The organism is Roseicyclus marinus (genome assembly GCF_030163795.1).
Lineage (GTDB): Bacteria > Pseudomonadota > Alphaproteobacteria > Rhodobacterales > Rhodobacteraceae > Roseicyclus > Roseicyclus marinus.
Window position 1 is genome coordinate 1 of record NZ_JASJOF010000011.1, and the last position, 17,711, is coordinate 17,711.

Consider the following 17,711-nt stretch of genomic DNA (forward strand, 5'->3'; position numbering starts at 1 on the left):
TACTCGACCGCATCCACGATCACAAGATCAACCGGCTCGACGAGCTCCTGCCGTGGAACTGGACGCCCATTGCCGCCGCTCAGGCCGAGGCCGCCTGATCAGCCGCGGTACCAACCGGGTGGTTACGGAACAAGGGCCGCATCATCGGCCAGAAACGCCCACTTATGCCGCGGCATGTTTGGTCCATTCGCGTCCGTCTCGAGATGGCAGGCAATGCGCGCGACCTCGCGTTGTTCAACATGGCGGTCGACAGCAAGCTTCGCGGCTGCGACCTCGTCGCCCTCCGGGTCCGCGATGTCTTCGCCGCCGGGCGCGTCAAGGAGCGGACCTCGATGATCCAGAGCAAGACCGGCAAGCCGGTCCGGTTCGAGATCACCGAGACCACGAGAGTTTCCCTCGAACGATGGATCGGCGACCCTGAGATGATCGGCCGAGAGTTCCTGTGGCCCAGCCGGATCCATTGCAGTTCGCACCTGTCCACGAGACAGTATGCGCGGATTGTCCGGGGTTGGGTTATGTCTTTGGGCTTGGAACCGAGTGCCTACGGCACGCATTCCATGCGGCGGACCAAGGTCGCGCAGATCTACAAGAAGACGGGCAACCTGCGCGCGGTCCAGCTGCTGCTTGGGCATACGAAGATGGACAGCACGGTGCGCTACCTCGGCGTCGATATCGAGGACGCCTTGTCACTCTCGGAGGGAATAGACCTGTAAACACCCCACCGACCGGGGCCCCAGGCGCCGGTCGGCCCTAAGCGGTCATTCGAATTCGTCCCCGATATGACGGTGAGTTACAGTTCCGAACGTCATCCATGCGGAATTGGCTCGGTCGTGCCAAAAAGCCAATGCCCCAAGTGGAGACGGACAGTGACGACGATCAGGAGCGCAAAGATAGCACAAACAGCGCATGGTGTGGAGCAGCCCATAACCGATGCCCTAGTGCGCCAAAATCACGCTTCCGCACTATCGCAAGTCAAGAAATACCGTTTCTATTCCGCGAGAGCCACACAGTTGCGCCCTGATGCCTTTGCAGCATAGAGCGCGGAATCAGCCCTCGATAGGAGGGATTGCGCGCGCTCCCCGGGCAAATGCGTTGCAACGCCGAAACTCGCAGTGATGCTAACTTCCCCATAGCCGGGAAGCGTGATTGTGCTCTCTCGGATCGCCAACCGTATCCGCTCCGCCAAATGCTCCGCCTCAGCAGCGTTTGTGTTCGGCGCTAGGATAACGAACTCTTCCCCGCCGATTCGGGCCAGCACATCAAACGCCCGGACAATTTCTGTCAATCGCGCAGCGGTCACAATCAAAACACGGTCACCGGCCGCGTGGCCAAAACGATCATTGATGGATTTGAAGTGGTCTAGATCGACTATAATTAGCGAAAGCGGTGCGCCCGTGCGGTCGAACCGGGCCTCTTCTTCCGCTAGACGATCATTGAAAAACCTGCGGTTATGTATGCCGGTAAGAGGGTCGATGATAACATCGCGCTCCAGCTCGGCGAGACGCGCAACATCACTGACAGTCTGCGCAGACAGAAAAGCAACGGATAACACAAACAACGAGCCCAGAACCATTATCGAGCTGATCACGGCGAGTAAGATGGGGTCAGCAGATCTCGGTAGTGCGGCAATTAGGAAAGCATAGCCTGCGATAAAGCCGATGATCATAAGGCCAAGGAACGACCATGAAATGCGGAGGGATCGCGATCGTGTGAGCCTTAACAGTCTGACTACTGGCAAAAGTCCTAGTAGCAGGAAGCCCATTCCAAGTAGGAGCGCCAAACTCGTGAAGTCTATGGCAATCATTTTTTCTCACCTTAGATCGCTATAGTTTTGACCTTGGCTCCAGAGCTCGAAATCAGCTCACACAACTTCTTCGTCTTTACGACTTTCCGTGAAATAGTGATCAATATGGGATGTATACTAACTCGCAAGGCTTCGATTCTAGGACGCATGCGGGTGTTCCCTGTTATGACCGCATGGATTCAAGGTTTCTTGGGGCAGGCAACTCCTGCTATTCTCGCCCGATAGCTTCAATGCGGATGTTCGCGGTTGCTACCAACGGGCCCGAGTAATCATATCGCGGCTCGGTGCGTCATTCTACCTTAGTCCCGATAACTTAGGCGACAGCGCCCCATTACCCCCAAACTAACTATTGCGCTGCAGCCCCAATGGCGTTCTTCCGAGCTTATTGTGGTAGTGAGCTGTTGCCCAGTGAACTTCCGACATCACAACAGCGCCGATGCAACCTTTAGCCGATGCTGACTTATCCACTCCTTCAGTTCTTCTTCAGAGAGGGCTGGGGCGAACAAGAATCCTTGGAGCGCATCGCAGCCCAGGCTGGCCAGAATTTCCGCCTGCGCTTGAACCTCGACACCCTCGGCTGTCATCGGGATGTTCAGCCTCTGGCACATTTCCGCAATGGTCTCTACCAGAGGGTTGGTAGTCACTCCGGAGCTAGCAAGAGAAGCCACAAGTCGACGATCTAGCTTGATTCGATCCGGTCGCATTTTGAGCAAGGTCGTTAGGGAGGCGTTGCCACTTCCGAAATCGTCAAGCTCGATGGTTATTCCAGAAGCCCTGATCTTTTCTACAATTGGTTCTAGCTGCGCGTAGTTCTGGCTGTAATCGACGGTTTCGAGAAGTTCGACGGCGATGTCGCAGGACCACGGTCGGAACTTGTCTACCACCTCTAGGACCCGCACGACCTCAGGCTCGCTCAGGCGCGCATTGAGCGATAGTTTCGGGACGTGTAGCCCATCTGCCTTCAAGCGCTGAACCATCAAAATGGACTCTCGCGCTACAAGTTCCTCAACATCAGTGAGAAGACCGAACTCCTGCGCTAAGGGAATAAAAGTATTCGGAGGGATCCAACCTTCCGTCGGATGATGCCAACGGGCTAATACCTCGACGCCGACAAAGGCATGATCAAGTGCGCTCACCTGAGGCTGGAAATGGGGCCTGATCTGACTTGATGCGATCGCGTCGACCAACTCGTCAGCCATCCACTTCCTTGTCTCAGCCAGCGCCCGCATCTCTGGCGTGAATAGGTGGTATTGACCACGGCCTGACTGTTTTGCCTTCCGCAAGGCTATATCGGCATTCTCGATAAGGCTGACGCAGCCGCGATCGTCTGACATGGACAAGCCTAGGCTCGCCCCGAAGTGGATCTCCTGCTCCTCATAAAGAAGTGGCTTCTCGCATGCGGAAATGATGGCCCGCGCCGTGGCCTCTGCAGTCCCGTCGCCTGGTTGGGCTGATAGGACCATTACGAACTCATCACTTCCAATACGCGAAACATAAGCGCCGTCTGGCGCGATCTCGGACAAGAGTTTAGCGACGTGAACAAGAAGACGATCACCACCCTTGTGCCCGAACAGGTCGTTGACAGTAGTAAAATGGTCAAGATCAATAAGAAGAGCCCAGATTTCCATGCCCGCGTCGATGCGATTGAAAAACTCTTCGATCGCCGCATCGAGCCCGCGCCTGTTACCAAGGCCTGTCAGTTCATCAGTGCGTGACATCAGGTCCGAAAGCTCTTTGGCGGTAATGAGCTGCTGTGTCTTTTCTTTGAGATCGGCGGCCTGCTCCTCGAGTTGGCGTTGCTGGCGCTTCAGGAGCGTAATGTTGGTCCGAAATCCAACTGTTTCGCCGTCGGTGGTCCTCACCTCATGAACCTGTACAAATTCATCGTCCGCAAGGCGCTGCTCGATAGGACCGGTCGGATTGCGATGCATACGTAGGCGCTCTTCGAGCCACTCTTCCTCACGACCAACTGCATCGAGATACTGGCCGCTCTTCAAGCCAAACTTGATAATATCCTCGAACTTCATTCCCTTCTGGATCATGTCAGCAGAGCGCGCGTAAACTTCCTTGTAGCGCGAATTCCATACCAACAGCCGATCTTCTTGATCGTAAATCGCGAATGCTTCTGGCAGGGACTCAATTGCACTCAGAAGTATTTTTCTACTTTGATTATACCGCAAGACTAGGATTAATGCGCTGCCAAGTAGAACAGCCCCAAGCACATTTTGGAGTAGAATTGAGGGAAATACCAGTTTTATAACTTCCCATGATGCAAACATGGGTTGGTCCATAAAAAAGGAAGGAATCACGCAAATACTTGATATGAGGGATGCGAGCGCAATTTTAGGGATTAAGTAAGGCGAAGCGCTATACAAACTGATACGCAGTGCCTTTCCCAATAGAATGCCGGTGAGCGCATAAACGCCTAAGCTTAAGGTTCCGCCAATAACAAAGGGGCCGCCCGCAAGGTAGCGGGCGATGCCGCCAATCAGTGCAGTCAAGATCGCTGCAACGGGCCCACCTACGATTCCCGAAAGAAGCGCGGGCGCGGCCCTTGCATCTAAGATCGAGCCACTATCTGCATGGTATGCTGTAGCAATCAAAACGGCGCTCGTGAGGCCGAAGACCAGTCCCAACAAAAGCCTGTCCAGGAGGCGATGACCTTGCGCTGCCGAAGCGAGATGTCTAATGCCGCCCTCGAGCCCTTTGTTGATAACAACGGTTACAAGGAGCGTGCATAGAGAAAGAATGCCGATGCTCTGTAAGAGGCCGAAGGAGTACTGGAGTTCCATGGAGCTTCCTAAAGGCAAAGAGCTGGGAGCTAAAAAAGCGATGGGTGATATTGCGGAACAATAGAGCCAGAATATCACTCCTAAAATCAACAAAAATCCTTATTTTAACAACAGATACTTCCACTCAGTTAAGGTGCCTCTAGACTTGTGGACGCTTTGCCCCTTTCTTGACGCCGGGGAGGAGAGTTTCAGTGTTCAAGAGAGGCTTGACCGTTCGCGCCCTTGGCGAAATCGCTATCGGGTGCATTGATCACAGCGCGATGGTCTCGTTCTATAGAGACGTGGTCGGCTTGGAGCCGATGCGGGACCCGCAGGACGCGCCTATTGTGTTCTTCCGCATTGCTGACGGTTTCGAAGACCATACGACGGTACTAGCGTTGTTCCGTCACGAAATTGAGGGCGCGGGGCAGACTCGAGCTGGCGACCGACCGCCAGTGAGCGGTCCGGGACCCTCGCCGCATCACATCGCCCTGAGCCTGCCATGGGCGGAACAGGAGGCGGTCATCGCCTGGTACAAAAGACTCGGGCAGGAATACCATGCTCTGCCCCCTGAGAACTGGACCGCCTGAAGGCAAAGACAGTGGTGCCGAACGTCTGCTTTCCGCCCCCTGCGGACAACAATACTGTCGCAAAAGACAACCGCGGCAGATCGGTCATTCCGACCGTCCAAGCGAACTTGACCCAAGTCGTTCCTGAAATGTTCTTTTTGTCCACGCATTTATGTCTCCCGCACCCCTTATTCACGTCAGAAATTGACACCCACAGGGTGCAGATGTCTGATACGTCCGATCGCTGTTCGTGTTCGGGGCGCGCAGTGGGTAGAAGGATTGCATTATGACTTTTCGCTTCATCCATTCGAGCGACCTGCATCTCGGTCGCCGTTTCCTGAGCCTCCCGGAGCCTCCGGACGGCAACCTGCGCGGTCGGCTCATGGAGGCGCGGTTCGACCAGATCCGGCGCCTTGCGGCGGTGGCGCGGGATTAGGGGGCCCGGCATGTGCTTCTGGCCGGCGACACGTTCGACTCCGCCACGCCCTCACCGCAGGTGCTGCGTCAGGCGCTTGCCGCGATGCGCGACGAGACCGATGTCATCTGGTGGCTGCTGCCCGGCAATCACGACAACATGCGCAATGCCGAACCCGTCTGGGAGACAATCCGCGCCGATGCTCCCGGCAATGTCCATGCCTTGCTTGACACCGCCCCGGTCGAGCTTGAAGCCGGAGTCAGCCTCTTGCCCTGCCCCGTTCCCGTTCGGTCCGCCGGGCGCGATCTTACCGAGGGGTTGCCGCAGGTCGAGACGCCCGAGGATGCGCTGCGCATCGGCCTCGCCCATGGCGGTGTCGTGGATTTTTCCGAGAGCGGCGAGCGCATCCCGCCCGACCGCGACAGCACGGCGGGGCTCGATTATCTGGCGCTTGGCGACTGGCACGGGCGGCTGAAGGTCTCGGCGCGCACGCATTACGCGGGCACGCCCGAGCAGGACCAGTTCAAGCATGATGCAAGGGGCGCATGCCTTGCGGTGGCCATCCCGGGACGGAACGGGGAACCCGAGGTGCGGGAGATCGAGACCGGCAGCTTCCTGTGGCGCGATCTGGGCCTCATGCTGCACGAGGGCGAGGATGCGGCGGCCGCGCTCGAGGCGCTGCTGCCCGCCTCGGATCGGCGCAACACGCTCATTCGGATCAAGGCGGAGGGCTGGGCCTCGCTCGCCGAACATGCGGCGCTTCGGGGCACGGTCGCACGCCACGCCCCCGAATTCGCCCATCTCGACCTGCAAGCGGACAGGCTGGGAACCTTGCACAGCATCGCCGACCTTGACGAGATCGACCATGCCGGCGCGATGCGGCTCGCGGCACAACAGCTCATGATGGAAGCCGGAGACCCGGCAATCCGCGAGGAGGACCGCGCGATCGCGGCTGCCGCGCTAAACCGCCTCTACGCGTATGCGAAGGAGGCCTCGAAATGAAGCTGCGCTCAATAACGCTCGAGAATGTCCGGCGGTTCATCGACCCGGTCCGCATCGATGGTATCTCCGATGGGGTCAACGTTCTGAGCGCTCCCAACGAGTTCGGAAAGTCGACCGTCTTCGATGCGCTCCGCGCTCTCTTCTTCGTCACGCATGGCTCGACGAAGAAGGATATCAAACACCTGCGGCCCCATGCCGGAGGCTCTCCGAAGGTCTCCGTCGAGGTGGAAACCGCCGAAGGGCGCTTCGTGATCTCCAAGACCTGGTTCGGAAAATCCGAAGCGAAGGTCACTCGCGGAGACGTTTTGATCGCACAGGCTGACGAGGCCGAAGCCTGGATCTCGCGACTTCTTGGCGGCGGGGATGGTGGCCCCTCCGGCCTTCTCTGGGTGCGACAAGGTCTCGTCGGCCTGTCCGACGGAGAGAAGAATGAACAGACGGCTGCTCTGGAAGCGCGCCGGGATCTTCTGTCTTCGGTGACAGGCGAGGTCGAGGCCATGACTGGCGGTCGCCGGATGGATGCCGCGCTGGCCCGCTGCCGCGAGGAAATCTTGGTCTATGCAACCGCGACGGGGCGCCAGAGGGCCGGAGGGCCATCGGCTGCCGCCCTGCTTGAGGTCGAGACCCTGACACGGGATCGGGATGGCCTTGTCAAGCAGGTCACGGACCTGCAATCTGCGCTCGACGAGCGCAACCGGAACCGGCGGGAGTTGGCCGAACTGGAAGCACCGGATGCCGTCGCAGATCGCAAGGCGCGGCTCGAAGCGGCAAAGGTCGCCTTCCAAGCAGCCGAGACCCATGCAGGCAAGGTCCAAGCCGCCGAGCAGGCTGTCCAGACAGCCACGCTGATCGCCGGCCGAGCGAGACAGGAGCTTCAGACGTTCCGAGAGGTCGTCAAAGCCAGATCGGAAGCACAAACGGCGGATAAGGAGGCCCGTGCCCAGCTCGAAAAGACTGCCGTAACACTTGCCGAGGCTGAGAAGAACCTTGCAGACGCGAAAAACGCTCATGACGCGGCTGAGCAAGAGCGCCGGCAGGCAGATGCTCTTTTGCGCCGTGTGCAAGCGAAGAGCGCACGTGACCGCCGCGCGGAACTCGAAGAGCGTCTCGAGAAAGCCCAGTCTACCCGTGGCAAGGTTGAAGCTGCCAAGGCCGGATCCTCGATCGGGCCCGATGAGAAAGACATGGAACGGCTACGCGGTCTTGATTCCGCGTTAGCGACCGCGCGCGCCCTCAGGGACAGCACAGCGACCAGGGTGACCGTGCGCTACGCCTCTGGCCGTGACGGAAGCGTGGTTCACGCAGGGAAGGTGCTCGCCGACGGCAAGGCACTGACGATCCACTCTGACACGGTGCTGTCGCTCGACGGCCTTGGCGAACTGACGGTGCATCCAGGCGCAGGGCCGGAGGGCATTGGGGATGTCTCCCAGGCCGAGGCGGATCTTGCCGAGGCTCTCAAGGAGCTTGGGGTCTCGTCCCTAGAAGAAGCCGCACGCGCTCACCATGCGCGTCAGCATGCAAACCCCCGCTGGCTAAGCTGGAAGCCGAGTTCATGGCTCATGCCCCGAAGGGCATCGCAGATCTGCAGAAGCAACTCGCCGGCTTGCCCCAGCCGGCGGAAGAGAAGGAGGTCGAAGACTTGCCACCCTTGGAAGAGGCAGAGGCAGAGGCAGCTCTCGACACCAAGAGCGGCATCGTCGCAGAGCTTCGCGCCCAAATGGAGGTGGCGCGGGACTTGAGGGATGAAGCACGCACCAAGCACACAACGGCTCTCGTTCGCCAAGAGGGGGCCGCAAGGGAATTGATCTCGGCCATCGAAGCGATGGACGGCATGCCCCAGACAGATGAGGCCGAACTGGCATCGCAATTCGCCGCAGCAGACGAAAAGCGTGGCCAGGCCGAAACTGACCTGAAAGACGCACAGTCGGCCGCGCCGGACATCGCTGCTGCGAAAGCTGCGCTGACCCGCGCCCAGTCGATCGAGGATGCGGCTCGGAACCGGATCGGCGAGCTGCGACCGGCCATCGCGGCGCTGAACGAACGCATCCGCAACGCCGCCGGCGATGCGGTCGAGGAGCGGCTGCAGGAAACTGCGGACAAGCTCGAGGCGGCCGAGGCGCGGCTGGCCCGGATTGCACGCGAGGTGAAGGTCCTCGAGCGCCTGCAAGCCGCCCTCGAGGGGGCACGCCTCGAAGCCCGCGACCGTTACTTCGAACCTGTCGCCGGCGAGCTGCGCCCGCTTTTGCACCTGCTCTGGCCCGATGCCGAGCTGAATTGGGCCGACGACACCCTGCTGCCGCAATCGCTGATCCGAAATGGCCAGGAGGAGACGGTCGACATCCTGTCGGGCGGCACGCAGGAACAGATCGCGCTTCTGGTGCGGCTGGCCTTCGCGCGGCTCTTGTCGAAGGACGGACGCCACGCCCCGGTCATCCTCGACGATGCGCTGGTCTTTACCGATGACGACCGGATCGAGCGGATGTTCGATGCCCTGCACCGGCAGGCGGGCGATCTGCAGATCATCGTCCTGAGCTGCCGCCAACGCGCCTTCCGCGATCTCGGGGGCAAGGCGCTGAGCATCGCGTCGGCGGCGACCCATGAAGCTTGACCGCGGCCAGATACGCCTCTCGGTGTCGGACCTCATGCGCTTTGCGTCCTGTGCCCATGCCACGCGGCTCGACCTCAAGCGCCTGAACGCACACGCACCCGACAAACACCTACCGCATCGCATCACGGAGGCGGCGGCACACAAGAATGCCGCGGTCTTATGAGGTAGGCATCCAACTCCAAATTCGACATGCTCAAGTGAGGTAAGCAGAACGTGCTAACGGAAATCAGTTCAATAGGTCTTTTGGTTCGCAACAGCATCCTTCAGCTTGCTGAGCTGTTGCGCGATGACTGGACGCCAGGTGCAGTCAGCCTTGTGCTGCTCGTGCTCGCACTTCTCTGCGGTTTTTTGATCCTCATCCAGCGCAGAAAACGGACCAAGGCGCTGCGTTGGGCTGTTAGAACCGTAAGCACAGCGCCAGACAGAAAGGCCTTCGTTGCACAGATTGCCGATGTTCACCGGGCTTTCACCCAGGCTCGGGATGCGAAACCAGGTTTGTTGGGGTTCTTCAGGGATACAGAGTATAAGCGGGCACTCGGCGTTGCTTGGGGCGAATACCATGAGACCATGGTGTTCCCTGAGGCGGACAGCAACGATGTGGTCCGCAACAGCTTGCGACCTTCGACATTCTTTGACCCGGAGGACCTGGGGTTCGCAATAGCGTGGTGGCGCATTCTTCCCGGGCTCTTTGTCTCCATAGGACTCCTGCTCACATTCCTCGGCCTTATCGCCGCTCTTACTGCCATCGTGAGGTGCCCTTAGTTTCCTAGACACCTGCGTCATTCAGTTTCTGCTGTCTGATCTCGAAATCAACGGGCGACAGCATGCCGTTGTTCGTGTGCTTACGCTTCGTGTTGTAGAACAGCTCGATGTATTCGAACACGTCCTGCCTGGCAGCATCGCGGGTCGGGTAAGTGCGACGCCGGACGCGCTCCCGTTTCAGGAGCTGGAAGAAGCTCTCCGCGACTGCGTTGTCATGGCAGTTCCCGCGTCGGCTCATACTCGGTTCAAGGTCGTGCTGGCGTAGGAAGGTCTGCCATTCGCGGCTGGTGAACTGGGACCCCTGGTCTGAATGCACCGTGACCCGGTCAGACGGCTTTCGTCGCCAGACAGCCATCAGAAGAGCTTGGAGCGCCAGGTCCGTCGTCATGCGGGACTGGGCGGACCAACCAACGACGCGGCGCGAGAACAGATCGATGACGACACACAGGTACAGCCAGCCCTCGTGGGTCTTGATGTAAGTGATGTCGGTGACCCAGATCTGATCGGGCGCGGATGTCTCGAACTTCTGTTCCAGTGTCAATCGGCATCCAATCGTGACCCCTTATCGGCGTCCAATATTGACCCCTCTGGGGCTGAGCTGGCCCGGCGCTGCGTAGTCCTCATGTAACGCAGCGGCGGCGAGGTCGAAGGCCATTTCGCCCCGTGGAAAGCCCTGAGCCGCCACCCAATCGTTGAGCCCTTCCAACTCGGCCGCCTCGTCTTCGGTGCCGATCCCACCCAGAAGCACCCGATCGTTGATCCGGGCCGCGCGGGCGCCGTCCAGCAGAGACGTGTCGTCGTGAAGCAGGGAGGCTAGGCAGGCATTGGCTGCGTCCGCCAACAGTTCTTTGCGGGCATCCATGAAGTCGCGGTAGTTTTCGATCCGCCACAATGACGGGTCGTCAGGTATCCATTGCGACCGCAACGCGCCGGGATGGGCGGCCTCGATCTCGGGGAGGTAGTCTTCCGGTCTGCGGTCGGAGATCGAGAGGTTCGTATCCTTGGTCAGGAAGCAGAAATTGGCCAGCGCGTTGACCTCGGAGCGCGCGTAATTCGCGTCGTAAAGCCGGGCGCGCGGAAAGATGTGGTGGACCTCGAGGCGGCTCATCTTGCCCAGCAGGTTGTTCTTCAGGGGGAGGCCGGTGCCCCAGTCCCGCGCCTCGGTCATGCGGGTCAGCATGTAGAGGGCGGGGTAGAACCGCGAACCGACGCTCCATGAATGGAAATGCCCCGGCTCGACGCGCAGGCCACCTTGGGCGAGGCGCAGCTCGGCAATCAGCTTGTCCAGATCGCCGCCGGTTTCGTCGAGGATGCCAAGGTCCTTGTCGATAAAGCTCTCGACAGAGCCGGAGAAGCGGCCCCACATCCCGGTCTGGACGAACCAGAACAGGAGCTTGTCCCGCGTTCTTTCGTCCAGTCGACCGCCCTGTGTGTCGAGATAGCGAACCATCACCGGGATCGCGAATTTCGAGAAGAGGACCCGGTCATGATCGAGACCCAGTCGCCCGCCGATCATGTTCAAGGCGGTGTCGATGTGGCGAACGGCGCGCTTGAGCGCCTCGGCGATGTCGTCGGCACCTTGCGTATGCATGTAGAGGAATTTGGCTTCGCCGGTCAGGACGGTATTCACCGAACGAAGCAGCCAGTCGAGGGTGAAGTCATAGCCATCTGCACGCCAGCGCGCGATGCTGCTTTTCATCGTGTCGCGGGCTTCAGGCCAATCGGAGCATATCTTGGCGAGCGCGAGGTCGCCCTTGGACAGTTTCGTGCCGCCGCTGTTCACCCGGTTGAAGATGTCGACGACCACGTCCAGCGTCTTGTCAGCGCCCGTCACCTCCTCGATGTGAAACGCCTTGTCGCGGATGCCGAGGAGCTGGTTCATGCGACCGACGTATTCGCCGATCTTAGGCAGGTTGTCGGGGTTCTGGCTCAGCGCCGTCAGGAAGTCCCCGATCCCGGCATTGCCCTTCTTCATGACCTCAGTCACGTCGATCCAAAGGGGATCATCGCGCATCTTGATCGGCTGGAAGAACTCGAAATCTTCGGTGGCGAGATTGAACCGTAGATCGGTGAATGCCTTCGCGTTGCCATCGAAGAACTGCGGTGGCTTGCCTCGGATAACTCCATAGAGCGATGTGATCCTCTGTTGGCCATCGAGCAGCAATTTCACGACACCAGGCGCGAGCTTTCCATCGCCGCGATGGGCGGCTGTCGAGGCATCGGTGGCCCACACCAGCAGGCTGCCAACCGGATGTCCTCGATAGAGCGATTGGAACAAACCACGCACCTGCTCCCGTCCCCAGACATACCCGCGCTGGAACTCGGGCAGCGCCATGTGCCCATTGTCGATGTAGTCGAGGATCGGGGAGATCTGCATGAGTATCCCGATATCGGTGTCTGGTCTGTTACTATGTCAACCGAAGCAGCCAAGTGACAAGGACCGTCTGAACGAAGGCCGGCGGCTGATCTGGGAGAAAGAAAAAAAGAACCTAAGAGCGTGCTGCAAGGCAGTGTCCCGGGTGGTGGTGTGGGAGGCCACGCGCGGAGCCTCCGGCGTAGCGCAACGCGGGGCCGTGGGTGACGCGGGCGGTCATCGCCGATCTTCGGAAAAGGTTTGGGTTGCGACACCTGGAACCGAGAACGGAGACGACGCTGACCGAAGAGAGAATGGCGCTGATCGAGCTGGTTGAGAAGCAGGCCGATGGCGACATTGGGCGTGACGCAGGCCTGGCGCAGGTCAGATACGAACCCGGCAGCGTTATATCCCGCGTCAGCACCCAGCGTAAGCCGCCGGGTCGATCCGGGGGAATGACGATGGACGATGGACCATGTCCAGTGCGGCCTTGCGTTCGGCATGACCGTAGGCTTGCGTCAGGTCACCCTGCACGATCAGCCCGTTGCGGTTTTCCATCAGCGCATGGCCGATGAAGCAAAGCACCGCACCCGTGCCGGGGGATTTCTTGTAGAGCCGCGTATCGGGGTCGGTCGTCGAGGCATGGGTGGCATTCGAGCGCTTCTCGCCTTTGAAGTCGACCTCGGCATTTCGGCAGGGTTTGGTGTTGCGGGGCATCTGGTCGGGCTCGGCTGGGGTCTCGGAAAGCGCGGCTTCGGACGTAGCATTCGGGGCGGGTGGATCGCCCGGCCCGTCGTCGTTAGGCAGGGTGGCATCGGCTTTTGGTTGGAAGCCCTTCATCGAGGCCCAAGCCTTCACCAGCGTGCCATCGACCGAGAAGTGTCCGGTGAAATGGGGGCAAGACCAGTTTCTTCTGGGCGCGTTCCCACGGCGTTCTTCCAGCTTGAGGACCCACTTTGGCGAGGACCCCTTTTCAGTAGGGAGGCCAGATGTGCGCTCGCGCGTCCGTTTTCAAAAAGCCGCTCGGACTCCCAGCGCTACCAGCGTTGAAAAGTTTTTTTAAAGTGAGGTGAGAAAAGTTTGCGAGTTACACATCCAGCCGCCAAGCTGGATGTGTAATCGAAACCCGCCCGCGTGCTCAAAAGTGCAACTCGGAAAGGTCGCTTTGGTCTAGTTTCACACCTAAGTCCTGCGACTTCACCTCCGAATTGTCAACCCTGCGGGCCAAAACGGAGAGAAGACGACATGTCTAAGAAGAAGCACCGGTGCCCGAACGGGCAGCCGATGGAGGACCTTACGCAGAAGCCATTGCGCGGCTCTGACGTTCGGTTGATCACGGCCGAGGAACTCAGGAAGCTGCTGGGGATCTCGCGTTCCACGCTGGATCGGGCCATCCGTTCTGATCCTGCATTCCCGCAGCCGCGTAGGCTGTCCAGCGGGCGGCTGATCCGTTTCGTTCACGCCGAAGTGCTGGACTACATCAGCGGATTGCCGTGCGCCGAGTATTCGGACCATGCGTTCGACCCCAACAGCTTCAGCGATTAGGTGAGCGGGTAATGGAAAAGAGAACCGCGAAAAAGGTTGAAGCCTGGCTTACTCAAAATGAGTGGGCCATTGTTAAAGCCCACATGGCTCGTTGCCACGTCGACAGCGTAGCGAATTACGTCAGGCTGGCTGTCTTGGCAGGTTTGCCCTCCCAGAGCATGCAGCGGGATGAGCTCATCAACGAACTGGCTCTGGCGATAAACCGCCTGAGCCGAAGTGAGGTGGCAGGTGCCGCGAAAGAAGTCGCTGTCTGGTTGCCTCACGCAAAGAGGGTGGCCAAGGATTTGCAGAGATCGCGGGCTTTCCAGCACATGTCGGAGGAGGGAGGCGTATGACGCGTCCTTACGTCACCTTCTTTCCGCAGCCGGCGCAGCCCGTCCGCTACGGCATTGACGCGAAAGCAGATGGAGTGCCCGGAACCGTCATCGGCGGCACCATCCCTTGGTCGGGTGTTCCGCAAACCCTTGCCTATCTCAAGTCGTTGCCTGAACCCGAAAGTCTTTCGACGGAAAATCGTTGGCTTCATATCAGCCTTTCCTTGCCTCCGGGGTTTGCGCCTTCCGCGGACGAGTGGGTGGAGATCTGGCAGCGCTGTTTCGACGGTATGGGTTGGGCTAGCCGTTCCATGCTCTGGATCGGCTTCGCCCATCCTGAAAAGTTCTTCGCCGGTTGTCCCGTCAACCATAGCCATTGCACAGCACGTGCTGCGTTTCTTTCCGGTGCGGCTCTTCCGCTGTCGAACATGAAGCGTCGCTGCGACGATGCCGATGCAGCGATCCGTCATCATCTTGGTATCCCGTTTCTGCCTACGTCGCCTCTGGCGTTGAATCTTCCGCAACGTCGACACAAAACTGCTGATCAGGCGTGGATCGCTAGTTCGTTGCAAGACGTCTTCACCCGCAACTTGCCTACGTCGCCAGATCAGCTCGCATATGACCTAGGCCGCTTCATGATTGAAGTGGAGATCAGCCCGAATGGGCATGGATACCCCAGCTATGCCTTCACTCACAATGATGCCATCGAGATCCGCGGCAAGTACCTGAGCGATGACCTGACGCCCACGAGGCTCGCCGCGCGGTTTGAATTTAACAAGAAGATCCTCGCCGCCCGGCGCGACCTCGAGATGCGCCGCTTTCTGGCCGCACTCCCCGCAAACTCCGTCCAGCTCATGAAAGTCCTCAAGGAGATTGAGAATGAACAAGCCCCTTTCGCCGCCGACCATAACCGATCCCTCCCTCGCGAATTTGGAGATCCAGAGGCAGTTGCAGGAACTGCGCGTCAGCTCCCGCAAGATAGATCAAACGACGTGCGTCACGCGCGCCAACACGGAAGAATTGCTGGACCTGAAAGTCCTGCTCGATCAGCCAGATGCGAAGAACCTCGAACTGGCCGAGAGACTGGCTTCGACCCTCGCGGCGATGTCCGACAGCATGACGAGGCTAGAAGCAATGATCGAGAGCCAGGCGGTTCGCCTGATGGAAATGCAGGAGAACTTCTCAGAAAAGCTCACTATCCTCGAGCGGCAGATGAACAGACAGTCCGACCTCTTCGATCAGCTGTTCGAACCGGAGGACGGGGACGGCTCCTGAAACTGGCGAGGGCGGTCGCTCGCGACCTGCGGCTTCACATGAAGATCACGGTGGACCGCCGCACGAGTTCCCTGTTCATCCGGTTTACCGACTCCAGCCAACTCTTTTTTTCCAAGGTTGGTATGAAGCTCACGTCGGCCGCCGCTGAAGGGACTAGCGCGCACCGGTTTGCCATCGCCATGGCAAGTCGCCTCGGCTGGGATAATCTCGTAAAGCGGAAGGGATGGCCAATCTCGCGGCCCGAATGCTCCGGCGATTGGTTCGCTGTCGATCATGAAAAGACCTCGGCAATCCTGCGCGCTATCCTCAGGCATGCAGAAACCCTGCCGGCACAGGATCCGGATGTCGCCGATGCCTTCCGTGTGTTCCGAGACGGCTTGTCCGATTGCTCCGACATCCCGGAACCGGCACCGCAGGATCGTCGTCTGCGGCTTGTCCTGATCGGGGTGGATTTCTGGCAACAAGATGCTGCGCGGAGGTTGAAGCGGGTCTCGGAGATCGCGACCCTCGTGGCACAAGATCCTGCCTTGGTCGTGGTGTGGCAGTCGCCCAAGCATGAAGGTTTCGAATTTTCTCTCGCCTCCATCTTCGTGCAAAAACTTCAGGCCAAGTGGCCAAGTTTTGCGGTTGCACAGACCGACGAGGCCACCGCTCACTCGCCAGCGGAACCGGTCGCTCACGTGCATGAAGCTCCGCCAATCGAGGCGCTTGAAGTCGTCACGGACAAGGCAACGGACATCACCACCGAAAAGACGGCCGACGTTGAAACCGACGAGACGGCGGAAGCTCTGGTGGAAGAGGCAGCCCCCGAGCCCGTTGACCAGGTGCCGTACGAAGATCCCGAGAGCCAGAGCATGGGGTTCTGATCAACTGCGCTGCGATCGCCCCAGCTTAGGGTCGATCACAGCGCAGTTCCATCTGCACCCCGTTACCGGAGGCCCAGTTTCTCGGAGAGCGACGCGGGAGCCGTTCCGCCCGTCACGAAATCGGCCCAGTCCTGCATGAGCTGTGCGCGTTCTATCAGAAGATCATCGCGCATGTACGCTTCTTCTAGGCTGTTCTGGACATGGGCCAGGGCAAACTCGATTGCGTCGCGGTCATAGCGTTTCTGCAGCCGGGCCCACGTCTTGAAGTTCGCGCGAAACCCGTGGCCCGTTAGGTGAGGTTCGAAGCGTTTCACGAGTTGCAGGATGGTGTTCTCGCTGAAGCTGCCACTCTTGGTCTTGGGTTTCGCGAAAACGAGCTTCGCGTCGGGCGCCAGCAAGGCTGCATTTTGCAGGAGGATCTTGGCCTGCGAACTGAGCGGCACACGATGCATGAGCCGGGATTTCATCAAGCCGGCCTCCGTGGTCCAAATACCTGCATCCATGTCGATCAAAGGCCAAGCAGCAAAGCGGACTTCGTTCGTGCGCTTGGCCGTTAACAGAAGAAGTTGGGCCGCCTGCCGCGTGGTCTCATCGCAGGTAACTTCTTCCAGCCATTGCCAAAGTTCGGGCACGCGCTCTACCGGGAGGGCGGCATGATGTTTCGTGCGGCGGCTGGTGTAGCCGAATGCCGTCTTCTTGCAGAACTCGGCAGGATTCACGATCTCGAGATCATGCGTCAGGCGCGCGAGCTCGATGATCTCCTTCAGGCGCGCCAAGGTGCGTGACGCGGTCGTGTTTTTCGTATGCCAGATCGGCCGGAGCGTATCGACGACGTCCTTCCGGCGGATCTCGGTCACCAACCGGTCTCCGAGCTCCGGCAAGACATATGTCGCGATCGTGTTCCAATTCTGGTCGATATGCTTGCCGTTGCTGAGCGTGCCGCGCTTGTTTTCGAACCATGCCGCGGCTGCGTTGCGCAGAAGAAGAGGGTCGCTCGGCTCGGGCAGAGGCTGTTTGCTCTGGCTGCGTTTTCGCGGTGCCACCCGGCCATCGCTCTCCAGCGCACTGTTCGTGGCGTTTTCATCGAGTGCGAGCGCCTGCCTGATCTCGGGAATAGCCATGCCCTCATCGGCCATCGCACGCACACGGGCAGCAACGCCGCGCGCGGCCTTCAGGCTAAGGTCAGGATAATCGCCAAGGGTCACCCAGCCACGGGCTTTGCTCCTCGGTTCCTTGGCAACCTGCACCTGGAACCTCTTCGCTCCGTTCTGAAAAAGCCGCAGGTAAAGCCCGGCGCCATCACCCAGACGTTCCTTTTCCAGCCCGTAACGGGCGCTCTCGATCTGTTTCACAGTCAACGGCATGGGCGCATTTCCTTCTGCTACCGCTTGCCGGCAGGGTATCAAATGGCGGTGGGCTGCTCGAAC

16 protein-coding genes and 2 pseudogenes are annotated in these 17,711 nt (G+C 59.5%); 10 read left to right on the plus strand and 8 right to left on the minus strand.

All coding sequences use genetic code 11. From position 1 onward, the window contains the following. Nucleotides 1-164 precede the first annotated feature (164 nt). Nucleotides 165-713: a tyrosine-type recombinase/integrase gene (locus tag QQK63_RS15015; protein ID WP_277822278.1), complete on the plus strand. Its 549-nt coding sequence runs from the start codon at nucleotides 165-167 to the stop codon at nucleotides 711-713. 275 nt (nucleotides 714-988) lie between these two features. Here QQK63_RS15015 and QQK63_RS15020 read toward each other — a convergent pair whose 3' ends face one another. Then, nucleotides 989-1,666 carry a GGDEF domain-containing protein gene (locus tag QQK63_RS15020; RefSeq protein WP_277822276.1) on the minus strand — a complete coding sequence of 226 codons (678 nt, stop codon included), beginning with the start codon at nucleotides 1,664-1,666 and terminating at the stop codon, nucleotides 989-991. 560 nt (nucleotides 1,667-2,226) lie between these two features. Beyond that, the gene (locus QQK63_RS15025; RefSeq protein WP_277822274.1) at nucleotides 2,227-4,596 is read right to left on the minus strand and encodes a putative bifunctional diguanylate cyclase/phosphodiesterase; all 2,370 of its coding nucleotides are present in this window, start codon (nucleotides 4,594-4,596) and stop codon (nucleotides 2,227-2,229) included. Nucleotides 4,597-4,802: 206 nt separating this feature from the next. Here QQK63_RS15025 and QQK63_RS15030 point away from each other — a divergent pair, with 206 nt between their 5' ends. From QQK63_RS15030 to QQK63_RS15050, 5 genes are all read left to right on the plus strand, one after another. Then, nucleotides 4,803-5,165: a VOC family protein gene (locus QQK63_RS15030; protein ID WP_277822272.1), complete on the plus strand. Its 363-nt coding sequence runs from the start codon at nucleotides 4,803-4,805 to the stop codon at nucleotides 5,163-5,165. A gap of 265 nt (nucleotides 5,166-5,430) precedes the next feature. Next, a complete protein-coding gene (locus QQK63_RS15035; RefSeq protein WP_277822270.1) occupies nucleotides 5,431-5,580 on the plus strand; it encodes a hypothetical protein in 150 nt (49 codons plus the stop codon). Between the two features lie 12 nt (nucleotides 5,581-5,592). Next, nucleotides 5,593-6,561, plus strand: coding sequence for a metallophosphoesterase family protein (locus QQK63_RS15040; RefSeq protein ID WP_277822268.1), 969 nt, complete (start codon nucleotides 5,593-5,595; stop codon nucleotides 6,559-6,561). Next, nucleotides 6,558-8,300, plus strand: coding sequence for a hypothetical protein (locus QQK63_RS15045; RefSeq protein WP_277822265.1), 1,743 nt, complete (start codon nucleotides 6,558-6,560; stop codon nucleotides 8,298-8,300). Before QQK63_RS15040 ends, QQK63_RS15045 begins: the two co-directional genes overlap by 4 nt. Nucleotides 8,301-8,392: 92 nt before the next feature. Further along, nucleotides 8,393-9,169 carry an ATP-binding protein gene (locus tag QQK63_RS15050; RefSeq protein WP_277822263.1) on the plus strand — a complete coding sequence of 259 codons (777 nt, stop codon included), beginning with the start codon at nucleotides 8,393-8,395 and terminating at the stop codon, nucleotides 9,167-9,169. Nucleotides 9,170-9,400: 231 nt separating this feature from the next. Here the strand turns inward: QQK63_RS15050 and QQK63_RS15055 are convergent, their stop codons facing one another. From QQK63_RS15055 to QQK63_RS15070, 4 genes and pseudogenes are all read right to left on the minus strand, one after another. Continuing rightward, nucleotides 9,401-9,730 carry a hypothetical protein gene (locus QQK63_RS15055; protein WP_277822261.1) on the minus strand — a complete coding sequence of 110 codons (330 nt, stop codon included), beginning with the start codon at nucleotides 9,728-9,730 and terminating at the stop codon, nucleotides 9,401-9,403. Between the two features lie 205 nt (nucleotides 9,731-9,935). Next, nucleotides 9,936-10,466, minus strand: a pseudogene (locus QQK63_RS15060) (IS3 family transposase); the annotation flags it as partial. Between the two features lie 27 nt (nucleotides 10,467-10,493). Continuing rightward, nucleotides 10,494-12,308: a GmrSD restriction endonuclease domain-containing protein gene (locus QQK63_RS15065; protein ID WP_277822259.1), complete on the minus strand. Its 1,815-nt coding sequence runs from the start codon at nucleotides 12,306-12,308 to the stop codon at nucleotides 10,494-10,496. A 326-nt stretch (nucleotides 12,309-12,634) separates the two neighbouring features. After that, nucleotides 12,635-13,166 (minus strand): annotated as a pseudogene (locus QQK63_RS15070) (transposase); the annotation flags it as partial. A 363-nt stretch (nucleotides 13,167-13,529) separates the two neighbouring features. Between QQK63_RS15070 and QQK63_RS15075 the strand changes: the two are divergent. Then, nucleotides 13,530-13,829 carry a helix-turn-helix transcriptional regulator gene (locus tag QQK63_RS15075; protein ID WP_277822257.1) on the plus strand — a complete coding sequence of 100 codons (300 nt, stop codon included), beginning with the start codon at nucleotides 13,530-13,532 and terminating at the stop codon, nucleotides 13,827-13,829. A gap of 11 nt (nucleotides 13,830-13,840) precedes the next feature. Next, the gene (locus QQK63_RS15080; RefSeq protein ID WP_277822255.1) at nucleotides 13,841-14,164 is read left to right on the plus strand and encodes a hypothetical protein; all 324 of its coding nucleotides are present in this window, start codon (nucleotides 13,841-13,843) and stop codon (nucleotides 14,162-14,164) included. A gap of 602 nt (nucleotides 14,165-14,766) precedes the next feature. Here the strand turns inward: QQK63_RS15080 and QQK63_RS15085 are convergent. Continuing rightward, nucleotides 14,767-15,030, minus strand: coding sequence for a hypothetical protein (locus QQK63_RS15085; protein ID WP_277822253.1), 264 nt, complete (start codon nucleotides 15,028-15,030; stop codon nucleotides 14,767-14,769). Here QQK63_RS15085 and QQK63_RS15090 point away from each other — a divergent pair. Both QQK63_RS15090 and QQK63_RS15095 read left to right on the plus strand, forming a co-directional pair. Further along, nucleotides 15,023-15,418 carry a hypothetical protein gene (locus QQK63_RS15090; RefSeq protein ID WP_277822251.1) on the plus strand — a complete coding sequence of 132 codons (396 nt, stop codon included), beginning with the start codon at nucleotides 15,023-15,025 and terminating at the stop codon, nucleotides 15,416-15,418. The genes QQK63_RS15085 and QQK63_RS15090 overlap by 8 nt on opposite strands. Nucleotides 15,419-15,456: 38 nt before the next feature. Continuing rightward, nucleotides 15,457-16,284 (plus strand): hypothetical protein, encoded by an 828-nt coding sequence (locus tag QQK63_RS15095; RefSeq protein ID WP_277822249.1) that lies wholly within the window; start codon nucleotides 15,457-15,459, stop codon nucleotides 16,282-16,284. Between the two features lie 62 nt (nucleotides 16,285-16,346). Here the strand turns inward: QQK63_RS15095 and QQK63_RS15100 are convergent, their stop codons facing one another. Beyond that, on the minus strand, nucleotides 16,347-17,648 hold the full coding sequence (locus tag QQK63_RS15100; RefSeq protein WP_277822247.1) for a tyrosine-type recombinase/integrase: 1,302 nt from the start codon (nucleotides 17,646-17,648) through the stop codon (nucleotides 16,347-16,349). Nucleotides 17,649-17,711: the final 63 nt, after the last annotated feature.

What these genes read in the sequence shown, in the direction of transcription:
- QQK63_RS15100 (WP_277822247.1), bottom strand. Translation starts at nt 17,648, where the DNA reads ATGCCGTTGACTGTGAAACAGATCGAGAGCGCCCGTTACGGGCTGGAA.
- QQK63_RS15095 (WP_277822249.1), top strand. Translation starts at nt 15,457, where the DNA reads ATGAAGATCACGGTGGACCGCCGCACGAGTTCCCTGTTCATCCGGTTT.
- QQK63_RS15055 (WP_277822261.1), bottom strand. Translation starts at nt 9,730, where the DNA reads ATGGTATTCGCCCCAAGCAACGCCGAGTGCCCGCTTATACTCTGTATC.
- QQK63_RS15045 (WP_277822265.1), top strand. Translation starts at nt 6,558, where the DNA reads ATGAAGCTGCGCTCAATAACGCTCGAGAATGTCCGGCGGTTCATCGAC.
- QQK63_RS15020 (WP_277822276.1), bottom strand. Translation starts at nt 1,666, where the DNA reads ATGATCATCGGCTTTATCGCAGGCTATGCTTTCCTAATTGCCGCACTA.
- QQK63_RS15065 (WP_277822259.1), bottom strand. Translation starts at nt 12,308, where the DNA reads ATGCAGATCTCCCCGATCCTCGACTACATCGACAATGGGCACATGGCG.
- QQK63_RS15050 (WP_277822263.1), top strand. Translation starts at nt 8,393, where the DNA reads ATGCCCCAGACAGATGAGGCCGAACTGGCATCGCAATTCGCCGCAGCA.
- QQK63_RS15080 (WP_277822255.1), top strand. Translation starts at nt 13,841, where the DNA reads ATGGAAAAGAGAACCGCGAAAAAGGTTGAAGCCTGGCTTACTCAAAAT.
- QQK63_RS15090 (WP_277822251.1), top strand. Translation starts at nt 15,023, where the DNA reads ATGAACAAGCCCCTTTCGCCGCCGACCATAACCGATCCCTCCCTCGCG.
- QQK63_RS15075 (WP_277822257.1), top strand. Translation starts at nt 13,530, where the DNA reads ATGTCTAAGAAGAAGCACCGGTGCCCGAACGGGCAGCCGATGGAGGAC.
- QQK63_RS15015 (WP_277822278.1), top strand. Translation starts at nt 165, where the DNA reads ATGCCGCGGCATGTTTGGTCCATTCGCGTCCGTCTCGAGATGGCAGGC.
- QQK63_RS15025 (WP_277822274.1), bottom strand. Translation starts at nt 4,596, where the DNA reads ATGGAACTCCAGTACTCCTTCGGCCTCTTACAGAGCATCGGCATTCTT.
- QQK63_RS15035 (WP_277822270.1), top strand. Translation starts at nt 5,431, where the DNA reads ATGACTTTTCGCTTCATCCATTCGAGCGACCTGCATCTCGGTCGCCGT.